Consider the following 23,431-nt stretch of genomic DNA (forward strand, 5'->3'; position numbering starts at 1 on the left):
CGCTTAACTAGTTACTTGAAAATGAAACGTTATCAATAAACACAGCATCTTCTCCATTAGAAGCACTGCCATCTTTTCTGTACCTAAACTCAATGATATTTTCACCCGCTTCAACACTAATAGAATGCGATTCCCAAAGGTTACTGGTATCACTCGCTGAAAGTGCTCTATCCCCGTTGATATAAACATCCAACACATCGCAACAACTTTCAGCAGAAACTAAAGTATCAAAACCGAAGGTACCCGCTTCAAGCAGACCTTCAAACCGAATGATGCTTATTTGCGAGTCTTCAATATCTCCGGAACGAATGCTTTTGCTTCCATCTGATGCAAAATTATCATTCACGGACCATGGAGCATCAGATTCAACATCTAACTTCCAAAAAGCAGATAGTGTATCGTCTTCAAAAGAATCTGAAAAAGTCGTTAGCGGTGTTGGTGTAGAGTTAATGTCTAACGGATCAGTATCGTATTTATTGATTTCATCTCCATCACTGAAGCCATCATCATCGGTATCAAGTTGTAGTGGTTCAGTTCCATGAATATTCACTTCATCGCCATCAGATAATCCATCTTTGTCGGTATCAAACACAACAGGACTTGTTTGATGAGTATTGATTTCAACATAATCATTAAGCCCATCTTCATCTGTATCCACCATCAATGGGTTTGTTGATGCAAAGAACTCTTCCAAGTTGGTTAATTGGTCACCATCATTATCGAGGGCAGCATCAGAAGCATCTTCATCTGATAATCCATACTTAGCCTCCCACCAATACGGTATTCTATCGCCATCATTGTCATATAAGTTGAGTGTACGATAGCTGACATCATTACCATTACGATGGACGATTGTTGTTTCACTCAAGTTCTCAAGAACCCCTAAAACAGGACTATCAAGTACTTCTGAGTAGTCAACATCAAACGTATCAGAATTTAACAACTCAAGTCGCCAAATACTGTCATTTTCCCTTACGTTAATGAAATCAATATTAGTCGTTGATAAGAACTGATATTGGTTCTCAGTCGTTGTTTCTAGCGATCGGGTCTCAATATCAAAGACTTCGCCTGAGCCAACCATCACCTTACCTACGACGCCTGCAACCGAAATCGGGCTTTCTAAAGAGTTTGTTAGGTAATTAGAATTCCCAGTGTAATCAATATTCCCGGTTGTTTCATTGATACCTAAGTGTCTGATGTAACTTTGATTACTACCTTCTCGCAAATAATACAAACGGTTTCCAAACGCATCCCAAGAAGGGCTCTCAGCCATACTAAAGTTCGAACGAGTATCTTTTACAGAAGCATCCGAACCATAAATGATTAAATTATTATGACCCGTCTGTCCTGCGTGAACCACCAAATGATTACCCGTTGAGACTAAACTGTTTACCGCAAATTGATGTTTAGCAAAATGAACTTCTTCTTGGTTACCAGAAACGCCCAATGTATTTAAATCGATATATGTAACATCCCCTGTCGCATAGCCAAGGTAGAGTCTTTGGTGTTCGTTTGAAACTGCGAGCGTAATTGGTGATTCCAATCCATTATATGTCGCTAATTGAGCAACAATAGGATCCCAATGGCCCAGTGTTCCTCTCGTACTCCATCGATAAATGCGATTGTTTTCAGAACTTAAGGCATAAATCATCCCATATTCCGAAATATCAAAAGCATCCGGAATATAAGCAGGAATTGTCGCACTGTAGTTACATAAACCGCCTTCAGTTGCATGAGTTGCTAACCAGCATCCGACATCTTCAGTAAATGCATCTAACGTTAGCCCTGTTGTTGAATCCTCAGCGCTATAGCCGTCATTCCAAGCATCAGGGTAACCATCACGATCATCATCTACAGAAGCAGCAGGATCGGTCGGGAAAGCATCTTCAATATTTGAAACGCCATCATTATCTAAATCATCGTTTGGCTCATAGAACTCAAAACCAAATCCACCTTGTTGCTGATTTACAACGACGTTAACACTTTCTCCTCGCAAGAAGGCTAAAGGTTCTCCTGTATAATTGACCGACTCAACAATTTGACCATTTTGATTTGCGTATCGATGAAGGGTGAAATTATCTGTATTCGCACTTAAACCAACAACATCGCCTGACGATAAGAAATCACCGGCAACAAAGGCACCGACTGATGATTTCCAGTTTAAACCTTCTTGATCTAATATTGTCCCGCTTGCAAATAACACTGAACGACCATCATCTGAAATACGAATCGCACCAGTTAATGCTGATGACAATTGATATGGAGAGGTATAATTTGAAGTAATTTCACCATCATCTTGCGATATTTCAAAATATTTGACGCTGCCTTCACTAAGATAATCATAATAATATAAGCGATTACTACTCTCGTCCCATTCAAAGAAAACTGAAGAGCTACTATAGTAAGCAGAACTCACGACCTGCCCATTGTTATCTAGGGTTTTAGCTTCATTATTGTAACTAGCATTTGTTGTAGCAAATAAATAGTTTCCTGCCTGTCCGAGCCCTGTGACCGCATAGCCAAAATCAGCAAATGTATGGTTCTCATCAAATGAGTCTTGCTCGATGTAAGTAATTTCTCCAGAGGCATAACCAAGATACACTCGTTGCTGTTGCTTAGAATAAGCAAAATGTTCAGGTAGGAAATCACCAAACCACTTGGTTAAGTTGACATTCAAAGGCGATAAATAAGCTTCTAGCTCTGAAGACCAACGGTATATTTTGCCACCCTCTTGATCAAACAAATAAACTTGATCATCGGTATTGATAGTGACAGTGTTCGGCGTGAAAATCGGCATAGTTGCAGCATAATCACATCCACCACTTCCATTGCTGTGCTCAGATAACCAACACGCTGAGTCATTGATGAATGCATCAAGCATTAACTCAGATGTAGAATCTTCTTCACTTGCACCGACATTCCACGCATCAGGGTAGCCGTCATTATCCGTATCTATCGAAGCTGAACTGTCTAACGGAAATGCATCTAATGCGTTATTCACCGCATCTCCATCAGAGTCGTCACTAAAATTCAGTATTTCTAGCGTTAATTGGCCATCATGTTGACTGACTAAAATTTGATGCTCATGAGTCGAAACTAAATCAAGCAACTCTCCTGTGAATTGTCGCTGCTCAATTAATTTACGGTCTTCACGACGGCGCTCCAGTGAAAAAGTGCCATCTGAAACAGACGCATTAAATTGGAGCAATTCATTGTTTTCTAACCAAGCTATTTCTGTAAATGCTTCGATTTGACCCAATGGTTGCAATCGATTGACGTCCAGAACTATCCCCATTCCAAGCACAACTTCTTGACCATTATTGACAACGTTAATTGGCCCAGTGATTCCATCATCACCATCGATATAATTTGAGCTACCTGAATCAGTAAAGGTTGCAGTATCAAGATCAATATCCAAATATTGAATGTATCTCGAATAATCGTAATCTTGGAGATAGAACAGTCGATTGTTTATAGCATTCCAAACAACTTCTCTTGGAGTGAAACCGTTCCAAACACTGAGCTGCTCACCTTGCTGATTAAGCAAGTTAAACGTCTGACCTTCAACGACAACGACAAGCTCTCCGGCATCAAGTAGATGCGAGGCTGCTTGGCTTCTTAAAGCAAAAAACTGCTCCGTGGTCTCACCCATTGGTACATGAGTGAGCATGCCTGATTCGTAAGATAAATAGATTCGCTGATGCGCACTCGAAAAATAAGCCGTTACAGGCGATAAATCTTCTGAACCATAAACGCTGCCCAAAACAATAGGGTTAATATAGTTCTGAGTTACAGTTGACCATCGATAAAGTCGACCATTTTCTCGACTCAATAAATACACAATACCGGCATCATCACCAAAACTTAAATCTGGCGTAAACTCAGGCACTGAAGCTGCAAAATCACATTGTCCTGTTCCATCATCATGACTGGCTAACCAACAGGCTGAATCATTAATGAATGCATCAAGAGTTAATCCTGAAGTTGAATCTTCCTCTGTAAAACCATCATTCCATTCATCAGGATAACCATCATTATCACTATCTATTGATGCTGCAGGATCATTTGGAAAAGCATCTTCAATATTTGTAACACCATCCCCATCACTATCGTTATTGACGACATATTTATTGAAAACAACTTGATCATCAATTCGACTGATAATTACAGGCTGTTCTCCTGCTTTGACGAAATTAACATAAGTACCCGAAAAACTGATTTGTTCAAGGGGTCTATTCAGAGCATCTAAACGCCTCAACATTACTGAATCTTGCTCCTGAGAAAGTAAGTTTATCTCTCCCTCACTTAACCAAAAGCCGTCAATAATATCGGCATATTCTTGAGAAATATTGTAATCATCTAACTCATAAACCATGCCACTTCCAACAAGCAACTTTTGAGCGTTTACAGATAAACGAAGGTCACCTCTGTATTCATGGTTATAGGCGTTGTCCATGCTCCCACTGTCATTAATAGCGCCGTTGGTTTGATCGATTTGAATATACCTTGGTCTGTCTGAACCTCCTCGATAATACAAATGATTACTCACTTGATCCCAGACACTATATTCAAAGTAACGATGATTGCTTTCCGTCGCTGCAATTGCCCCGTTTCTATCAACAATTTGCATATTTTGGCTGTAATTGTTGCCTTCTTTTACAACAACAAAGTTTCCAGCATTGGCCATTTTCCCAACAGATTGTGAAAGCTGAACGAAAAATTGCTCATCTCCAGAAGGGGAATCCGTTGGCAGATAGTTAATTTCACCGGTGCTATAACCTAAATATAAGCGCCCGTGATTCGAAGATACTTCTACGGCAAGTGGATTAATATCAACATCAAAATAGCCCATTCCGACTTTAACAGGAGCGATATATTCTTCAGACACTGAAGACCATCGATGAACGACTCCGTTTAAGTTTGAATATAAATAGATAACCCCATCACTATCTGCAAAAGTCATTTCTGGCAGATAAGCCGTCATAGTCGCGGTGAAATCACAAGAGCTGTCTGTAGCTGCATGTTCAGCACTCCAACAAACATAATCTTGAGGGAAAGCATCAAGGGTTAATTGTGAAGTAGAGTCTGTTTCTGTGTATCCGTCATTCCACGCATCTGGATAGCCATCACCATCAGAGTCAACGGATGCTGCAATATCATTTGGGAAATTATCTGCATTATTTTCTATTCCGTCACCATCAACATCAGTTAAAAGCTCATATTGAGTAAGCTGGAATGAATCAATAGCATTGGTGATCACTAAGTAGTGGCTTTCTGCTTTAAGTATGGCAACCGGTGCACCATCTACTGTTTTTCTTTCAATAATTTGATGCTCTGAGTTCCAGCGAGATAACTCCGTATTTCCAGCATTATACTTTAAGGTAATTAATTCATTATTTTCAGAGTCAATATAATTAGAAATAGCAACTTCGTCATCTGAGACAGGTGTTAAGCTTGCTTGAGCTCTTAATCTTTCATTTGCTAACATTAAACCATTTTCTAATAAAATGATTGGCGAAGAACTCGTTTCTGAATTCTCACCATAGTCAACATTCAAGTTATTATTCTCAAAGTCAAAATTCAACTTGTAAACGTGGCTTTGGTTATAAGACTCAAAAGAGATATACAAAACATCTTCATTAGAATCCCAAGCATAGTGATCGATATCCCCAGAGAAATAGAACATTCCTAAATCTTCACCAGATGCTGAATATCGATATAAGCGATAGTCGTCATGCACCAGTAGGTTATTTTTTTGAGTCACTAAACGTGTGATGTTCGAGTCTAACGTTTTAAATAAGTGATCGACTCCTTGAGCATCAACATAGCGAATTTCATTTAAATCTTTATATGCATAGTAAGTGCGTTGCTGCGACTCAGAGTAAACTGCATCTACGATTTCATTTTCGCCTTCAGTAGACACAATTTCAGAAAAGTGAGCCGTTGAAGCATCATAGGACAATAACTTTCTTTGCAATGGAGAAAAAATTAAGAGTGAATTCTGGTTGGTTCGAATCAACTGTGATTCGGCTGTGTCTTGCTTAAATACGGTAAAATAACAATCTTGACCGTTACCATCTGTTTCTAGATAACAAATAGCATTTTCAGGATAAAAATCTGCGTTATTACCCACTCCATCGTTATCATTATCAGCCGTTTCAGTCGGATCTAACGGGAATAAGTCTTCGTCATCATTAACACCATCTCCATCGTCATCTTCATCGGCATTGTTACCAATTCCATCGCCGTCAGTATCAACTGATTCAGAATCATCAAGTGGAAACGCATCATCGCTGTCTACGACTCCATCATTATCGTCATCGTCATCGGTATTATTTCCGATACCGTCACCATCCGTATCAACAGATTCAGAAGCGTCGAGTGGAAATGCATCATCACTGTCTGCGACGCCGTCTCCATCATCATCTTCATCGGCATTGTTTCCGATACCGTCGCCATCAGTATCCACTGATTCTGATGAATCCAATGGAAATGCATCATCACTATCCGCGACGCCATCATTATCATCATCGGTGTCAGAGGAGTCAGGTATTCCATCACCATCAGTATCCGTTTCCACTACAGGTGCAGGCTCTGGCTTAGGCTTACTATCTCCACCGCCGCCACCGCAGGCCGTTAACATGAAGAAAGACAACAGTATGAGAACAGCTTTGAAAGAAAAGAAGCGATTCATTCCGTAAAATCCCTTTATTATTTTAAAATTTGGGCAGGATGAACTAGGAGTTTATTCCTAAGATAAAAAGAAAGGACATCAGTAGCTTCCTTAATAGTGACTGTCACATCCAAGTGTTTTATGTTCAACGCATTATTTTAAGTAACAAATTGGCAACATTCAACACATACTGCTAAATCAACGACCTAAACGTTGATCGTTTTTTACTAGTAATTAATGACTAACAAGCTGACTGGCTTTTTTAATAAATAAATCAAAATCATGATGTGAAGGATAATCGAAGTGATATTTACCGTGAAAAAGCAATGTTAGCGTTGCATTGCCATATTGTAGATAGCAGGTGTAACCATCAAAATCAGTCCAGGCTTTAAACCCTTTAAAAGAATATGTGCTTTGGAGTTTTTCTCCGTGAGTACGGACTAAATTGAATACATTGAGGCAATGCTTAACATCAATTTGATTTTCCACGATGTCCACCTAAAAGATTGTATGGGTATGTAGAAACATACCCTTAATTTAAATCAAATTACAATGTCTCAAGTGTCACAACCGTATTTGATTCTTGCAGCCCGACCATTTCATCGTATGGTGTTTGCATTTCAATTAACACTTTTTTCATGCCTTGCTCTCTGAGAGCCTTTTTAGCTTGATCGAGTGAGGTACGGAACAATGGCCTCTTCGCATCCTCAGAAAACACATTGTAAAACATACCTGTTTCGTCTTTCGCTCCAACCAAGTAGTGATAGCAATCGGCGGTACAAATTATCGCCGGAACTAACCTTCTCGCTTGCAAACTCTGCTCAGTAATTCCTTTTAACATGGCGGGCTCCTTTGGTGGTTAACATCCATGCATACGTGTTATCTATTTTATTAGATCATTTTTTGAATTAAGAGTTAGATTGACCTCATGCATACCATCAATATGGCAAGAGTTTAATCGCCAATTAAATCGCTCCACAATTTGCTTGGACAACTTAAGCCCTAGACCGAAGCTGACATCATTAGACTCTCCATCGTCACAAAGCGTATTTCGAATGGTTATGTCTGATTGCGATTGGGTAATTTCAATCATCCCCTCATTACAATGTTGGTAAGCATTCCGAATCAGGTTTTGTAATAAGATTCTTAACGCATCGGCTGGAAGCTCAAGGGTGAAAGGCTGTGTGTTGATGGTTAACTTTACAGGTTTATCCACCAGCAAGTATCCAAGCTCAGCACAAACTTCATCAACCAATTCTGCCATATCGACGTGTTGCTGAGGGATCAATTGCTCACTCTCACGACTGAGCCATAATAAGGTTTCAGTGATCCCTTTCATCGCCGATACAGCTCTTCCCATTCGGCTGCGAATGATTTCTTCGCGCTCATTCATCTCAGGGCTGACTTTATTCAAGAGTTCGAGGTTACCCCGTAAGGTCGCAATCGGGGTTCGAAGCTCATGACTGGCGTACTTTAAAAACGATTGTTCTCGCTTAAGACTATCACTGGCTTCAGAAAAACTGTGATGAATAATTTGAGCTAAATTGGTGAGCTCACTAAACTTAAATTCTGGTGACGCCGATGGTAAATTATTTAAGGTTAATCTTCTCGCCCAAGTATGCAAAGACTCAAAAGGTCTCGCAACTTTCTTCATGATCCAAATGGCTAACACTAAAAAAATAACAATCGAAATCAATCCGAGTAAAGCGATTTGCGCCATAGGGTCATGGTAAAATCGCCGCTCATCTTCCCCTTGTGCGGCCGTTTTTGGGTTATCCACCATCAAATAAACAAACTTTCGATTTCCATTAGAACCGGTGTGTGCCAGTAAGAGGTATATTCTTTTCGGCGGTGCAAAGTACCACCAATCTTCAAACTTCTTGTAAAACTTATCGTCTTGTATGGGTTGCGGGAACCGTTGTTTCATTTGATCGGGTAACTGCTCGTAGCGGGTTGTAATTTTATATTTAAGTGCATCTTCCAGCACTTCGTTTGAAGCTGGGTGATCACTCAATGCCACATAACGCATTGTGCGATGGTGTACAGCATCAAAACCATATAGAAAACCTTGAGCGCTTTGGTAAGACAAAAGTAATACAACTCCCGAAGCTAGAACGCCCATAGACCAAAGTAAATAGCGCTTCAGAGTCATATTCTTTACCATGTTTTACCTCTTATTTTCAGTAAACGCTGCAAAACCAAAACCCGGCACAGTATGAATCAAGCTCTCTTGAGCGTAAGGCTCGAATGATTTTCTTAAATTAAACACATGCACTCTTAAGCTGTTGGGATCTTTAAGCTCGTCACCCCAAATTGCTTTCACTAAGTCTTGATGTGAAACCGGCTCTGGTGATGCCCGCACGAGCGCTTCAAATAACTTAAACGCCACTGGCGTCAGCTTGATTTTTTGGTTACGAATTTCACAGCGTTTATTCGATAAATCCAGCGTCAATTCACCCAAGGTTAACTTAGTCACTTGGCCGCTGCGACGTCCAGCCAGCGACAAGACTCGTACCTGTAATTCTTCAAGTTCAAACGGTTTGACTAAGTAATCATCCGTACCCGACTGAAACCCAAGTAATTTATCATCTAATGTATCTCGCGCCGTCAGCATCAGCACTGGTGTGTCGATGCCGTTATTTCGAATGCGCTGGCATACGCTAAAACCGTCCATTTTGGGCAAGTTAATGTCTAAAATGATCACTTGGTAGCGGTTGGCTTCGATCAATTCACACGCTTGAAGACCATTGGACGCATAGTCACATTGGTGGCCTTCAAACTCCATATAATCAATGATTGTCGCCGCTAAATCTTTAGCATCTTCCACAACCAATACATGTGCCATTACCTCTACCTCTTAAACTTGTGCGGGTTCTGCAGGCTTAACACGCCCAACCAACGATGACAGCAATTTTGCGACGTCTTGTTGAATGATGATCAACGATGGGATCAACACTAAGGTGATCACTGTAGCAAACAAAATACCATAACCTAACGAAGCAGCGGCTGGGATAATAAATTGCGCCTGTCCGGATGTTTCGCTCAATAATGGCAGCAAGCCTGCAAAGGTGGTTAATGATGTCAGCAAAACAGGACGTAAACGGCCAGTACACGACTCAAACACCGCTTCCTTAAGTTGCATACCTTGCGATCGTAATTCATTGATCCGTGTCACCAATAACAAGCTGTCATTTACCACGACGCCACTTAATGCCACGATGCCGTTAAAAGACAAAATACTCAGACTCATGTCATTCCACCAATGACCCAGTATTGCCCCCACCAAACCAAACGGAATCGCTGTCATCACAATAATCGGCTGAATGTACGATTTCAATGGTACAGCCAATAGAATATAAATCGCTAACATCGCAAGAATGAACAACTTAGTCATTGAGTTGGTGGTTTCTTCTTGCTGCTCAGCTTCACCCGCGAAGTGGATGTTTAAGTCAGGATACTTGGCCGTCAACGTTGGTACTAATTCCGCTTTTAGTTTAGCCACCAGCTCATTGGGAGAGATCACGCTTTTATCGGCCGTAGCCGTGACGTAAATTGCGGGCAAACTGTCGATACGGGTGATTGAATTTTGCTGATAACCCGCTGTCACATTTGCCACAACAGATAACGGGACAATGGAACCATTTGGCGTGCGAACTCGAGCCTGCATCACGTCTTCCACATTTTGACGAGACGCTAACGGGTATCGCACACGCACTTTCACTTCATCTTTGCCCAGCTGATAACGCTGAACAATTTCACCGCCAAACGCTTGTAATAATTGACGTGATAAGCTGGCTGTTGTCATGCCTAAGGCATAACCTTGCTCTGTGAGTTCAAACTTAAGCTGTGATTGGCCTGAGTTAAAATTGTCATCGATACCATTAACACCTTTGATTTCCGATAATGCTTGGCGAAACTCTTTACCCGCTGAGATTAACGCTTTGTTATCCCACGCCTTCAGGTTAACTCTAAAGTTATCACCACCGCCCCAACCAGAACGGATATCGAGCTTACGCACACCTTCCAGCGATCCCGCTAATTGCTTCCATTTATGTTCGAACTCAAGATCGCTATATGGCGCATCATCATTCAACTCAACTTTGACACTGCCCGCTAAATCACTGCTGGCAATCACTTCTAACGTACCAATGCCAGACTCGTCATCGCCTTTTTCTTTGATTAATTGCTTATCAGCCTCAATTGCGGCTTGCTCTATCTCGCTGAGATTTGAACGAGTTTGACCAAAACTGGCATCATTTTGCATATTCAAGCCCGCATAAATCGTACTGCCTGGAATATGAGGGAAGAACGTCGTACGCACAGCACCATTGAACGGCATATTGATCACGGTTATGAATATCGCAATAAAAATGAGTACGGCCGCATAACGAAATTGAATTGCCGTTTGAATTAACGGTACATACAGTTTGCGGTTGACCCATGTTAATCCCGCATCACACCCTTGCTGTAATCGTGCCCAACTAAACCGCCCAGGTTTCTCATTCTTACGAGTATTAATGTGAGCTAAATGTGAAGGCAAAATCAGTTTTGATTCCACAATCGATAAGCCAAGACAAATCGCTACCACTACTGCAAACTGAGAGTAGACATGGCCCATACCGCCTTCGATATTACTCAAAGCAAAAAAGGTCACAACGGTCGTTAACACCCCAAAAATCGTAGGCGTAGCGACCTTTAATGTGCCTTTGATGGTGCTTGCAAGGCTATCGCCTTCTTTGCGACGTGTATCGTAAATACTCTCGCCCACCACAATGGCATCATCGACCACAATACCCAGTGCCAAAATGAAACCAAAAGTGGTCATCTCATTAATGGTCATGCCCAACACGCCATCACTCATGAAAAATAAGGTACCCGTGAAAATAAACGGTAACCCTGCGGTGACCCATAAGGCGACTCGCAAATTCAAGAATAACGCTAACATCAGGAATACCAGCGCAATCCCCGATAATGCATTTTTGATCAGCAGTGATAACCTGTCTTTAATCATCAAGCTGCCATCATCCCACGTACCTAAGGTGACATTCTGTGGCAGCTTTCCCGGTTGTTGCCATGCCTTAACCACTTTATCCGCTTGACGGACAATGCTAATGACATCTCCAGTTTCATCAACTTGCATTTCAATGCCAATTCCTTGCTCACCATTAAAACGAGTCAGTGCAAGATTTTGGTCTGAAAAGGTGCGTTCAACTTTTGCGACATCACCAATGCGGATGATGGCGCCTTGAGCTGTCGTTTTTAACGGTATTTCAGCAAACTCTTGCTGGTAATGCGCTTGCTCTGACGCTTTTAGAATAATGGTCTTACTGGCATTTCGTAAGCTGGTTGATAGCGCCACGTTCGACTCATTGTTAATCGCAGTGGCGACATCACTTAAGGTCAAACCAAACGCTTGCAATTTCTCTTCATTAATCTCAATCGACAGCAACGGCTCTTGTTTACCGGTAAGGGTAATATTGCTGATCCCCGGTTTAGCCAACAAATCTGCTTTAATCCGCTCTGCCAACAACTGCAATGTATGCCTATCAGTATCGCCATACAATTTTAACGAGTAGGCGTGATTTAATCGCTGCTGTTTTTCGACAACCGGTTTTTCGGCATCGGCCGGAAAACTGTATATGCCATCCACTTTGTTTTTCACATCACGCAGGAGGATATCTAAGTCATAGCCACTTTGCTTTTCAATACTGACCGTAGTGCCACTGGACGTTGATGTTGAAGTAATACGTTTAACGCCTTGAACCGATGACACTGCCTCTTCAATTTTTACTGCAATGCCTTCCTCGGACAGACTCGCATCGCCACTGTTGTAGGTCATCTTCACGGTAACCGTGTCAGACTCTCGAGCAGGGAACGCTTCTTTGCGCAAATTACTTAAAGAAAAAACACCCAATAAGATGACACTGATCATCAACAAATTAGCCGCTACAGGGTTAGAAGCAAACCAAGCGATGACGCCACGTTGTTCATGTGCTGGTTTCATACTCTTACTCCTGTGTCGTCACGGCCGCAGATGAGGCAAGCTGTGTTTTTGCGTTGATGTTAATCGCATCAACCTGCATGTCTGGCAGATAACTGCTCAACGGTTTCGCCACGACCTGTACCGCATTATGTCCAGCAACTGGCGTGACATAAGACCAATCACCAATCGAAAACTGCACATTCGCTGCCGCTTGCTGCAAGCTGTTGTTTGCTGATAAATACCAAACACTTTGATCTTCAGTGATGGCCGATGCTGGTACTCGCCACAAATTATCGAGGGTTTTTCCTTGAATTTGAGCACGAACAAACGTCCCTGAGTACAAGGCAGGCTTTTGTTTTAACGGTTGATTAACGGCAACCACCAGCGATCGTTGGCGGCTTTCGTTATTTAAGAATTGCTCAACCCGAGCAACATGGCCTTGCCATTGCTGACGGCCATCCATGCTGTATAAGGTAACCGCTGAATGACCCTTGCTTGCTGAAAGATCAGGTAAATTTCGCCATTGTTTTTCTGAAAGCGGTAAAGACACTTCAATCACATCGGTATTGTATAAGGTGGCGACTTGACTGCCTGCTTGTACATAGCTGCCGAGTTCAATATTACGGCTGATGATCTGTGCATCAAATGGTGCTTTCACTTGAGTACGGAATAAATCTAATTTGGCCTTTGCCAAGCTGCGCTTGCTGAATACTAACTTTGCCTGAGCTGCTTTGACTTGCGGGGCATACAGTACCAACTCAGAATCTGGTTGCCCTGTTAGTCCTGAGCGTTTCCACTCTGCAATCGCTTGTTTACGATTGAGCTGTTGTTGCAGAAGTTCAACCTCCGCAGCGGCAACATCAGACTCCGCACTCGCCACCGATTGTTGATAACTCGTATCATCAATCGTCAACAACACTTCGCCTTTTTTGACTTTTAAGCCAGTTTTTAACTTCGGTGATAAGCTCAACACTCGCCCCGATACATCGGCTGATAATTCTAAATTGTAGGTAGGCAGCGCTTCACCATAACCGGTCACACTGGCCGAGTAAGCGTGCGGCTTAACTGAAACAACACTCACTTTGGGCAAGACAACGGGCTTTTTATTTTGATTAGATGACCCAGAGCTTTTCTCACCGGGGCCAGACAGCCAAAACGCCAATAACAACACTACTGCCGCAGAACCAGTGATCACAATTTGTGACGATAATTTTTTCATTTTGATACTCCTAGTCCTAATGCCAGTCCCAATGTGATTCGATTATTCAAACGTTGATAAGTAAGATTGGTAAGTTGAGTTTCAAGGGAGAACTCTTGACGTTGCACCGTCATTAAATCGATGAAGCTCAGTAATCCTTGGCGATATTTTTCTTGATAAGATTGCGTACTGCGACGAGCACTGGCTAGTGACGCTTCAATATACTGCTGCTGTTTTGTTAACGAGGCTTCTTGCCCTAACGCATCTTCCACTTCTTGCACCGCCGTTAATAAGGTTTGTTGATAAGCCCAATACTGTTGCTCGGCCACCAGCTCATTGATGTCAGCTTGTGCTTTTAGCTTGCCACCTTGAAATAACGGTGCGCTCAATCGACCAAGCACACTCCAAACGTCACTGTTGAACAACGCATCTGATACACTCGAACCTGCATCCGCTAAGCTTGCTTCTAACGAAAAAGACGGCAACATAGACTTATACGCAATATCAACATCCAGCTCAGCCGTTTGCACATTAATGAAGGCTTGACGCAAATCGGGGCGACGAGCAAGATCTTGTTGTGGTAATGCGGCTAGAGGGATCAACACTTCAGGGAAGTTGGTCGTCGGCGTGGTTGTTATTGTTTTTCCGCCTAACGTGCTATTCAGACTACGCAATACTTGTTGATAGCTTTCTTGATATTGAGCCAATGTAGCTTGGGCACTTTGCGTCGAACTGCGTGCCGTATCTAAGTCTTCTAATGAGCCCAACCCTTTTCGATAACGTTCAAGAATGGTCGCTTCGTTTTGCTGAAGTATGCTTACGTTGTGAGCTTCTATTTCAATCAGCTGGTTTTGTTGGATCAGTTGTAGCCAGCTGCGCATGATTGAAGCGGCGAGTAAGTCTTTTGAATATTGCTCAGCAAAGATTTGATTTTGCGTGTTTAGCTCTGCTTTACTCGAACTGTCCCAATTTTTACCCCAAATATCCGCTTCCCAACTCACGGATAAATTGGCGTTATAACGTTCATCGCTGGATTCCGCTTTGTTGCCTTGCAGAGAAACATTGGCTTGCGGCCAGAATACGGAATTAACTGACGTTTGCGATTTTCGTGAGATCTGCACAGCCAACTGTGCTTGTTGCACATCAGGGTTATACTTAATACCCGTTTCAATCAAGTTTGTAAGCTCAGGTGCAGAAATCATGTCGGTCAGTAAACTGACTTTTTGTGCATCTTGTTGTGTTTGCTGCCAAGCTTCCATGCGCTGCTGTTGTTCTGCGGCTTTAATACTGTATTTTTCAGTATCACTCACCGCACAACCAGCCAAGATCATTGGCGTAATGACCATAGCGATAATAGAAAATTTGTTTGAACCCCGTATCGACATATCACCTCCCCCTATGAGAATGTCAGCGATTTTGCCGTAGGATAAAAAACCGGCTGTTAATTCTGCGTTAAGAAAAATGTTAAGATTGCTGTAATGTCACATTTTGTCGATTTATTATTCAGGGATTTAAGAATGAGTATTAAGTGCTATCTATGGGCTTTATTGTCCTTTTGGGTTTTATCGCCGCAATTTGCTGTAGCTAAACCTTTTTCGATACCCAGAAGTGAAGTGACGTCGATAAAAGATACCCAACAAGGGCTAAATTACTCACTCCACATTAAATTACCGAAAGATTACTCAACACACCCAGACAAACGTTATCCCGTGGTTTACATCACGGATTCAAATTACGCATTTCAAATCATTTCTGGTGCGACCCGTTACCCAATGAACGCCAATAAAATGCAGCAGGCCATTTTGGTCGGTATTGGTTATTCAAAAGAAGCGAAAGGCGATCGCAGCCGGGTAAGAGACTACACGCCATGGTTGAATAAGCGCTGGCGAAAGCTTACGGGTGGAGCTCACAAACACATGGAGTTTATTGAACGTGATGTGTTTGGCTATATCGACACAAAATACCGCACCAATAAAAATAATCGTATTTTTGTTGGTAACTCTTTGGGCGGCCTCTTTGGCAGTTATATCCTGTTGACCAAACCTGAGATGTTCGCCAGTTATGTTATTGGGAGCCCATCTTACTGGTTTTCTGATCACAAAATATTCAAGCTCGCACAATCTAAACAATCACAACTCAAACGCATAAAATCAAACGTCTTTATTGCCGTAGGTGAACGTGAAATGAAAGGTATGGATACAAATGAAAATATGGTTACTGATGCGCAACGTTTCTATAAGGAAGTTTTACAACAAGCGCCAGACATCGATAGTACGCTGTATATTATCCCCAAAGCCAATCATGAAACGGCATTTCCAACAACAGCGATACAAGGCTTATATCGGATGCTAAAAAATTGAAATTAACCAGACTTTTTCTATTTACTCTTGAATACGTTTAATTTACTCACGCAGTAGTGTTATCTCAGGGGCTTCAGCTTTCTCGTTTTCCGAGCTCTTCGCTTGCGCCTCTCTCGATATCACTGCCCCTTGAGCAGAAATCGTAACTTTAACGCCACTCAAATGAGTGGTTAACGACTTATTTTCACTGTTAAAGTCGAGGGCCGTTGCGAAGAAATTGTGTTCCTTCATCCCTTGAAATGAATAAAGATTAATCCTGTTATCAATTGCAATTTTGCCTTGCTTATCCCAATAATTAAGTCATCTTTGATAATTAATTTACGAATGAATATACATACCTTATTGCTCTTTATTCCGGCGTGCTTTGCTTTGAACTTATTGCCGGGTGCAAACAATCTCTTGGCGATGAGTAACGGTAATCAATTTGGTGTAAGGTATGCCGTGACAGCAAGTGCAGGCCGAGTGCTTGGCTTCACAATTTTAATTATATTAACTGCAGTGGGACTTTCAGCCTTAATTTATACGTCCCCACTATTGTTCAACTTAGTCAAACTGGCTGGCGCATTATATTTATTTTGGATTAGCTTTCAGCTCTGGAATAGCGAAACCAAAATCGTAAAAGCAGATACCACCACAAATGCTTTTACTCAACGCGCTCGTCAAGAGTTTTTACTTGCTGTCAGTAACCCCAAAGCTCTATTAATCTTTATTGCTTTTTTCCCCCAGTACATCAACACAGAACAAAACATTGCGCTACAGTTTGTTATTTTAGGGATCTTTTTTGTCAGCTTTGAAGTCATTGCTTGCAGTATTTACGCATCAACAGGTGCAGTATTGCGTAAGTTACTTACCGTACCTAAAAATCGAAAACGGTTTAATAGACTGTGTTCAGTCCTGGTAGGACTCCTTGGTATCGAACTATTACTTTCGAATCTTATTAGTCATTATTTTTAACTCTCAATTCGACAAAAAAAAGACCATCAAAATGATGGCCGAAAGAGGGGGGGGGAGATATTGATGAAAAGAAAACAGGGTTAATTTAAACTTGTTAGCATCTCCTCAGTATATGAAGTCAATTCAAGCCCTTGCTTCACACGGGCAACATAATCAGGATTGGCAATTAATGGACGCCCGATTGCTAATAAATCAAAACGATCTTTTGCAATAGCTTCACTGCCTGTTTCAGCACTATAACCACCAACGCCAACTAAGGTTTTTGTGTAGTGTTGACGTACAAAGTCAGTCGCATTGCCACCTAAGTCATCAAAACTCATGCTGTCGTCAAACAGCCCTAAGTGAAGATAAGCTAAGTTCCGTTCATTTAATTCTGGCAATAAATATTCGAACACAGCTTTATCCCGTGAATCTGGCGCTATATTAAAGTACGCCGCTGGGGACACTCTTAAACCCGTTCGGTCTGAGCCAATGGCATCGATTACGGCATCAACCACTTGTAATGGGAACCGAGCCATATTTTCTGGGCTACCGCCGTACTCGTCATCACGTATATTTGAATCATGATGTAAAAATTGATCGATGAGGTAACCATTAGCACCATGGAGTTCTACACCGTCAAACCCCGCTGCAATCGCATTTTCAGCCGCTTTCGTGTAATCAAGTACCAACTGTGCGATTTCATCTTTTGAGGCAGCCTTTGGCAATTGATAGGTCAGCTCTCGCATTCTTGATAGATTGCCTTCTAACTGTCTTGCTGAAGGAGCAAGTACATGCTCACCACCAAAAAAGTGCGTATGTGCAACACGACCTGTGTGCCACAGTTGTAAGAAGATTTTGCCACCCGCTTGATGCACAGCATCTGTGACGTTACGCCAACCTTGAATTTGAGCTTGAGTGAAAATACCCGGGGTATTTGGGTAGCCTTGAGCATCAGGACGAATGATCGTCGCTTCCGAAATAATTAAACCCGTCTCTGCTCGCTTAGCGTAGTAATCAACCATTTGCTGCGTCGGCACTAAGTCATCGTCAGCCATGCAGCGTGTGAGCGGAGCCATCAAAATTCGATTTTGTAACTCAATGCTGTCATTCAGCTTATAAGTTTCAAATAAGTTGGTCGTCATAGGGCAATCTCTTTTTTGAATGTGCGTTCAAGATAAAGCAACTTGAACGATCATTCAAGAATTATTTTTGAATGAATGTTCAAAATTAACTACAATGCACATATTCATCATCCTAGAAACATGAGCTGACTACGTTTTCATACGTAGAAAAAATGGCTGATAGTAAGGCGTAGCTTGCAGCAAGCAGTTTCTCTACTTGCAAGAGTTACAACACAGTTAGTAGTCGTTTTAGCAAGCTTGTGGACGTAGAGTGTTTAATTCATTAGATGGATATTTTGACGAAATTATTAACTCAGCTAACGTCCAGCTGATGCTTTTAGGATTATTGAGGACAACCAATGCGCATTGCAGAATTTAATCGAGAGCAAGTACTTCGCTCTGCTATTGAAGCTTTTTTAATTAAAGGCTATGCCAAAACCAGCATGCAAGATTTGAAAAAAGCGACAGGTCTTCATCCTGGATCAATTTATTGCGCGTTTGAAAGTAAGCAAGGATTATTGCTCGCAGCACTTGAGCAATACCGCCTCGACAAAGACGCTGAATTTAAACAGTATTTCCAAGATGAATCGTCAGTTCTCTCCGGTATCAAAGCTTACCTCGATAACACTGTGAAACAATGTGCCAGTGATTGCAGCCAAAAACTCTGCCTCTCACAAAAAGCTTTAAATGAGCTTGCAGAGCAAGATCCTTTAATTGAAGCAACCTTGCTCAATAATATGAAACAATGGCAACAAGGTTTTGTCGATTTATTTGAACAAGCATTGAAAAATGGTGAAATCAGCACTGAACGTACACCTGAACAGCGTGCTCGCTGTATCGTGCTGGGTATTTATGGTTTAAGAACTTATTCACAAATGGAGTCATCATCTGATGTGTTAACAGAATTAGCGCAACAGCTTTTTGATGACGCCACTCGATAATAATACTAATTACTTAAAGCGAGCCTGCATGATCCTGTCGTCAACGATATCTGACACAGTTAAAACCGCAGGTTTATCACTTCGATTCACGACCCAATGCGTAACGCCCTTCTTTTCTAAAAGAATATCATTAGTTTTATGAATGATAGGTTTAGTGCAATTTAATTGGTATTCCACAAGCTCGCCTTTGGTCACTTGGGCGATGGCTGGGCGGTGATCATGGTCATGGACAGGTACATAGCCACCGGGCTGAAAAATAATATTACGCAGTCTTAATCGGCGACCATCCAAATGTGGGGCTTCATTTTTCAAACTAAAGCTAGCAAGCTCTTCTGTTGATATTAAATGCCCTGTTGTTGGCGGCTTAGGGGACACCAGTTTGCCTTGAGCACTTACTGGGCACTCTCTCGCAAATGCAGTTAATGACGCAAGAGAAAACACACTAAGCAATAATAACTGAGCTTTTGAAAGCATGAATACACCATTAAGTTACTGAAGCCATATTTTATTTTTAGCTAATAAGTCAGTAATAAGCAAAGCACAAAGTTAACTAACCTATTCCAATAATCGCAAAACAGATGAACAAAAATATTCACTTAACAGGTCGTATTAAAAACCCTTAAAAATAAGTCTCTCATCAAATGCCGAATTCAAAATTCACACTGATGTTCGCAGCTTTAACGCTGATGACTGCATCAACATCTTTTGCAATGACACCTTCATTCCCAGTAAAAGCCAATAAGGTGATGACACAAGGTCTTAACCACTTAGGGTTAACTGTAAAAAATCTTGATGCCAGCACCCACTTTTTTGTGAATACCTTAGGTTGGAAAAAAGTCGGCGGTTACCCTGACTATCCATCGGCTTTCGTTACTGACGGCAAGCTATTTTTAACCTTATGGCAAACCAAAACCGATAAACCAACGGTCAACTTTGATCGCAAACACAATGTCGGCTTGCATCATTTAGCGCTAACGGTGGCTTCGTTAGAAGATCTACATCAACTGCATGATATGTTTTTACGAACCAAAGATGTCGTTATTGAATTTGCGCCTGAGTCTAACAATGGTGGCCCCACGATTCATATGATGATTCGAGAGCCAAGTGGCAACCGCATTGAGTTCGCCTATCGACCAAAGTGATTCTTTTACGTCAGGTTATCGTATAAAATAGCAAGAATATCTATGATGCTTTTCGATAACCTGATTTATGTTCAAACTGAAACGACCCAACGCCATTGTGATCACGTTATCGGTTCTTACCGTTCTTTCTGCCATTTTTTTTAATGTATTTCACTTCTCAAGTTATTACGGCATCGCACAAGTCAATTATATTAATTCACTACTATTGATCCCGTTTGTCATGTTGGTGTTAAGCCTTGGTGTCTTGCTCGCTCGTCATGAAAAGGACGATACTCCTACTGTTGAAGAAAATATATTTGCTCAATTGACTCATAAAGAACTCACTGTGGTTGAGCTCATTCTAGCGAACAACAAAAACACAGAAATCGCCCAAAAAATGTTTATCGAACTGTCTACCGTTAAGACTCACATCAACAACATCTATAAAAAACTGAATATTAGCAATCGCCAACAACTTAAAGACATAGCCAAGCAACATACTGAATTTAAGCAATAAAGTTAATATCCACCCTTTCTCCACCTAGTCTTTAACCCCACTTTCCGCTAATTTATTTGCCTGAATTACAGGAGAAATACATGCTTTCATTTCTAAAAAAACCAATCACCTACCAGCCTCTAATCATTGGTACATGCATCGCCATTCTCGGCTCTATTACCATGGGAATACTGCTCGCATTTGGATTATTAGGGCCCAAAGCGATTCAAAGCCATAACCATGTCGTCGGTGGCACCGTACTATTTGTGAGCTTGTACTTTTATTTACTTGTTGGCGTATTTATCAGCCTAAAAGGACTGCAAAAACACAAAGACATCGTCACTTTCGGCGATAAAATGAAAAGCGGGGTCTTAGTCAGTATCAGTTGTGCGCTCGTGTCAGTTGTATTGACCTACCTGTTTTACGAGGTGATATATCCAAGTTATACCCACGATATGATAGCGTCCATGAAACAAAGCATGATAAACAACGGCGTCAGTGGCGAAGCGTTAGAGTCTAAGCTGGCTGAGCAAACCAAGTACTACTCCACCAGCCTTCAAGCTAAGTTTGCTTTTACAGGCAATCTGATCACAGGTGCGGCATACACACTGTTACTGTCATTATTAAGCAAATCTAAAAGGGTAAAAAAATGAAAAATAACGACGTTACTCAGCTTATTGCAGACATTTCTAGCGACCATATTCAGCAAGTAATGGATGAGCTCAGAGCTCTGATTTTCGAGGTGACCCCAGAGGTGACTGAAAACATTAAATGGAGCCGTCCTGTTTATAGTGTTGAAGGTGATTGCTTCTATCTACAGCCCAACAAGGCCCATGTGAACCTTGGCTTCTTCAATTTTGATAAAATAACCGTTGGCGCTGAGCACTTAGAAGGCACAGGTAAAAGCATGCGTCATGTTAAATTGAAATCACTAGAGCACATCAGTGCTCTACCCATTGCAGAAATGTTGAAACAAGCCTTATAAATCAAATATCTAAAAAGGTCGATCAATAAAAATCGGCCTTATCTTTGTGAGTATTCCAAAAGTTATGTAGGATAAATGGTAAGTGCAATACTGAAGAGTTACGATTCACAAGGAGTGCAACATGGAAGCGATGGCAATCATAGGGTTTATTTTTGGCTTAGCGGGTTTGTCTTTTGCTACCAAAGCAAAAAACGATATCGCTAAATTGAAGACGGAGTTTGAAGACTTTAAGCGCTCTGTTGAAGCTTCGAGTCAGTCAAATCAACACGACTTGTCAGAATAGATCGTTAGTGATTTCAAACATTGACAGTAAACACACTTCATAAGGTGAAACGCGCTTGAATCCTGATGTACAGTTTCGCCATTACCAACCTCAAGACAGAGTTGCTTGCCTTAAACTTTTTGATGACAATTGTCCTGCGTTTTTCGCAATCAATGAGCGCTCTGATTATGCTGATTTTCTTGATACTAATTTGGCTGATTATGAAGTGTGTGTATCTGGCGGGGAGATCATTGGCGCATTTGGGTTAATTGGTGAGGCACCTTCGTACAAATCCATTAATTGGATCATGATCTCCCCTGATGCTCAGGGGCTAGGCCTTGGCTCATTGTTTATGAAGCGAGCCATTACTTTGGCAAATAACCAACAATTACATCACATCAAAATCGCCGCCAGTCATTTATCTGCGCCATTCTTTGCGAAATACGGTGCAACAACAGTCAGTGAGTTAGAAAACGGCTGGGGCCACAATATGCACCGAGTGGATATGGAGCTTCATCTTTAGCGAAACCCTCAAGAGTATTAACTTCAATCGGTGATTGTTAGTACTCAGATTTTGTTAGTCATTCATCTTAAAAAACCTAACTCACATCAAAGTATTGATTGATAGTAAGACCTTTCACTTTGCCTGAGTTTACAATTTACGATAACATCATTTTTATATTAAAAACATAATGTTGTTAACACAATTTACCTTGAGAAATGACGGGGTAAATAAGAGTTCGCAGTATTAAAATGTTAAGTTGTAAATTGTATGGCGAGTAGTTTAGAAAGGCTTTTGAAGGTTGGTATTTATGATTTTTTCTATTCAAGAGTTCAATCGAATCATAGTATAGTACAAAAGGACGTGAATCTTCCAAGAGATGAAGCTGTAGCCCTTTACGCTTATACGAATTGTCACCCCCCTTTTTATAAGGAAATTAATTCTCACTTGCGCGAAGGGAAAAAGAATTCATTTTTAATAAGATTAATTGATTCTGCGTTGGCTAAATTACCTGTATATCAAGATAAATTTGTATATCGTTGGACATCACCGCCAGTCCAAGAAACTGAATTACTAAATAATGGTAATGGTGTAACTGAGTTAGCGTTCTTGAGTACTTTAAAGTTACCAAATGAATTGGACATGGTTGAACAAGATTGCCACCTTTTTAAAATCGAACACTTAACAGGAAGAGATATTTCATTATTCTCAGATGATTTCTCAGCAAGTATTCAAGAAATTTTAATACCTAGAGGAGCAAAGTTTTGCTTGCTCGAAATCGTGGATGAAGATGTTGATTTTTCACTAAAGCAGGTTGCATAAATTAAGAACAACAAAGCAAAGGATGCAAAAC

General features: G+C 41.2%; 21 protein-coding genes. 10 read left to right on the forward strand and 11 right to left on the reverse strand.

Features of this window, described 5'->3' with window-relative positions; genetic code table 11:
* Positions 1–7: 7 nt before the first annotated feature.
* The 8 genes from AC1EU2_RS17685 to AC1EU2_RS17720 form a co-directional block, all read right to left on the reverse strand.
* On the reverse strand, positions 8–6,694 hold the full coding sequence (locus tag AC1EU2_RS17685) for a hypothetical protein (RefSeq protein WP_480299600.1): 6,687 nt from the start codon (positions 6,692–6,694) through the stop codon (positions 8–10).
* A gap of 213 nt (positions 6,695–6,907) precedes the next feature.
* Positions 6,908–7,162 carry a DUF3081 family protein gene (locus tag AC1EU2_RS17690; RefSeq protein WP_480299601.1) on the reverse strand — a complete coding sequence of 85 codons (255 nt, stop codon included), beginning with the start codon at positions 7,160–7,162 and terminating at the stop codon, positions 6,908–6,910.
* 58 nt (positions 7,163–7,220) lie between these two features.
* On the reverse strand, positions 7,221–7,514 hold the full coding sequence (locus AC1EU2_RS17695) for a DUF6482 family protein (RefSeq protein WP_480299602.1): 294 nt from the start codon (positions 7,512–7,514) through the stop codon (positions 7,221–7,223).
* Positions 7,515–7,556: 42 nt separating this feature from the next.
* Complete coding sequence (locus tag AC1EU2_RS17700; RefSeq protein WP_480299603.1) at positions 7,557–8,837, reverse strand: sensor histidine kinase; 1,281 nt, start codon at positions 8,835–8,837, stop codon at positions 7,557–7,559.
* A gap of 3 nt (positions 8,838–8,840) precedes the next feature.
* On the reverse strand, positions 8,841–9,518 hold the full coding sequence (locus AC1EU2_RS17705; RefSeq protein WP_480299604.1) for a response regulator transcription factor: 678 nt from the start codon (positions 9,516–9,518) through the stop codon (positions 8,841–8,843).
* 12 nt (positions 9,519–9,530) lie between these two features.
* Positions 9,531–12,677, reverse strand: coding sequence for an efflux RND transporter permease subunit (locus tag AC1EU2_RS17710; protein ID WP_480299605.1), 3,147 nt, complete (start codon positions 12,675–12,677; stop codon positions 9,531–9,533).
* 4 nt (positions 12,678–12,681) lie between these two features.
* Positions 12,682–13,875, reverse strand: coding sequence for an efflux RND transporter periplasmic adaptor subunit (locus AC1EU2_RS17715; RefSeq protein WP_480299606.1), 1,194 nt, complete (start codon positions 13,873–13,875; stop codon positions 12,682–12,684).
* Positions 13,872–15,239: a TolC family protein gene (locus AC1EU2_RS17720; protein WP_480299607.1), complete on the reverse strand. Its 1,368-nt coding sequence runs from the start codon at positions 15,237–15,239 to the stop codon at positions 13,872–13,874. The genes AC1EU2_RS17715 and AC1EU2_RS17720 overlap by 4 nt, the downstream gene beginning before the upstream one ends.
* 132 nt (positions 15,240–15,371) lie before the next feature.
* Between AC1EU2_RS17720 and AC1EU2_RS17725 the strand changes: the two genes are divergently transcribed.
* Positions 15,372–16,214: an alpha/beta hydrolase gene (locus AC1EU2_RS17725; protein WP_480299608.1), complete on the forward strand. Its 843-nt coding sequence runs from the start codon at positions 15,372–15,374 to the stop codon at positions 16,212–16,214.
* Positions 16,215–16,256: 42 nt separating this feature from the next.
* On the opposite strand, the gene AC1EU2_RS17730 is transcribed toward AC1EU2_RS17725, so the two are convergent.
* Positions 16,257–16,445, reverse strand: coding sequence for a hypothetical protein (locus AC1EU2_RS17730; RefSeq protein ID WP_480299609.1), 189 nt, complete (start codon positions 16,443–16,445; stop codon positions 16,257–16,259).
* Positions 16,446–16,538: 93 nt separating this feature from the next.
* Between AC1EU2_RS17730 and AC1EU2_RS17735 the strand changes: the two genes are divergently transcribed.
* Positions 16,539–17,168: a LysE family translocator gene (locus tag AC1EU2_RS17735; RefSeq protein WP_480299610.1), complete on the forward strand. Its 630-nt coding sequence runs from the start codon at positions 16,539–16,541 to the stop codon at positions 17,166–17,168.
* An 80-nt stretch (positions 17,169–17,248) separates the two neighbouring features.
* On the opposite strand, the gene AC1EU2_RS17740 is transcribed toward AC1EU2_RS17735, so the two are convergent.
* Entirely contained in the window at positions 17,249–18,292 is a 1,044-nt protein-coding gene (locus AC1EU2_RS17740) for an alkene reductase (protein ID WP_480299611.1), read from the reverse strand.
* A 338-nt stretch (positions 18,293–18,630) separates the two neighbouring features.
* On the opposite strand from AC1EU2_RS17740, the gene AC1EU2_RS17745 reads away from it, so the two are divergent.
* Positions 18,631–19,212: a TetR/AcrR family transcriptional regulator gene (locus AC1EU2_RS17745; RefSeq protein ID WP_480299612.1), complete on the forward strand. Its 582-nt coding sequence runs from the start codon at positions 18,631–18,633 to the stop codon at positions 19,210–19,212.
* Positions 19,213–19,221: 9 nt separating this feature from the next.
* Here AC1EU2_RS17745 and AC1EU2_RS17750 read toward each other — a convergent pair whose 3' ends face one another.
* Entirely contained in the window at positions 19,222–19,686 is a 465-nt protein-coding gene (locus AC1EU2_RS17750; protein ID WP_480299613.1) for a cupin domain-containing protein, read from the reverse strand.
* A 167-nt stretch (positions 19,687–19,853) separates the two neighbouring features.
* On the opposite strand from AC1EU2_RS17750, the gene AC1EU2_RS17755 reads away from it, so the two are divergent.
* The 7 genes from AC1EU2_RS17755 to AC1EU2_RS17785 all read left to right on the forward strand — a co-directional run bounded on the left by AC1EU2_RS17755 (position 19,854) and on the right by AC1EU2_RS17785 (position 23,400).
* On the forward strand, positions 19,854–20,354 hold the full coding sequence (locus AC1EU2_RS17755; RefSeq protein ID WP_480299614.1) for a VOC family protein: 501 nt from the start codon (positions 19,854–19,856) through the stop codon (positions 20,352–20,354).
* A gap of 67 nt (positions 20,355–20,421) precedes the next feature.
* Positions 20,422–20,850: a response regulator transcription factor gene (locus AC1EU2_RS17760; protein WP_480299615.1), complete on the forward strand. Its 429-nt coding sequence runs from the start codon at positions 20,422–20,424 to the stop codon at positions 20,848–20,850.
* Between the two features lie 80 nt (positions 20,851–20,930).
* A complete protein-coding gene (locus AC1EU2_RS17765; protein WP_480299616.1) occupies positions 20,931–21,482 on the forward strand; it encodes a DUF4199 domain-containing protein in 552 nt (183 codons plus the stop codon).
* A complete protein-coding gene (locus AC1EU2_RS17770) occupies positions 21,479–21,814 on the forward strand; it encodes a DUF1801 domain-containing protein (protein ID WP_480299617.1) in 336 nt (111 codons plus the stop codon). Before AC1EU2_RS17765 ends, AC1EU2_RS17770 begins: the two co-directional genes overlap by 4 nt.
* Positions 21,815–21,935: 121 nt before the next feature.
* Entirely contained in the window at positions 21,936–22,097 is a 162-nt protein-coding gene (locus AC1EU2_RS17775) for a hypothetical protein (RefSeq protein WP_480299618.1), read from the forward strand.
* Between the two features lie 55 nt (positions 22,098–22,152).
* Positions 22,153–22,599: an N-acetyltransferase family protein gene (locus AC1EU2_RS17780; protein ID WP_480299619.1), complete on the forward strand. Its 447-nt coding sequence runs from the start codon at positions 22,153–22,155 to the stop codon at positions 22,597–22,599.
* A 249-nt stretch (positions 22,600–22,848) separates the two neighbouring features.
* On the forward strand, positions 22,849–23,400 hold the full coding sequence (locus AC1EU2_RS17785) for an ADP-ribosyltransferase (protein WP_480299620.1): 552 nt from the start codon (positions 22,849–22,851) through the stop codon (positions 23,398–23,400).
* The last annotated feature ends 31 nt before the right edge of the window (positions 23,401–23,431 follow it).

The organism is Parashewanella sp. 2304DJ23-3, from assembly GCF_056591695.1.